A 265-nucleotide genomic window follows, 5' to 3' on the forward strand; every position below is an offset into this window, starting at 1 on the left:
CGATGGATTTCAAAGTTGTCATCTGGCGGTCAGCGTGGGGTACGGGTCGATCGCCAGAATGGACGTGTCAGGCGGCGAATCGCGATTGCGGTCACGCCGACGGCGCATCGACGATGCGTCTTCATTGAACCGTTCTCGGGAGTTTCATCATGAATCGCAAACTGATCGCAGCCGCACTGCTCGCCGTCGTCGTCGGAACGCCGGTCGCCGCTTTCGCACAAACTTCGTCGTCCGGTGTGACCCGTGCCGAGGTGATCGCCGATCT

At 60.4% G+C, this 265-nt stretch carries 1 protein-coding gene; it reads left to right on the top strand.

Annotated features, from left to right (window positions below):
* Positions 1-149: 149 nt before the first annotated feature.
* Positions 150-265 (top strand): DUF4148 domain-containing protein (locus SB751_RS31390; RefSeq protein WP_410749195.1); only part of this gene is annotated, 116 nt, incomplete at its 3' end.

Source organism: Cupriavidus sp. SIMBA_020, assembly GCF_046535395.1.
Taxonomy (GTDB): Bacteria; Pseudomonadota; Gammaproteobacteria; order Burkholderiales; family Burkholderiaceae; genus Cupriavidus; species Cupriavidus campinensis.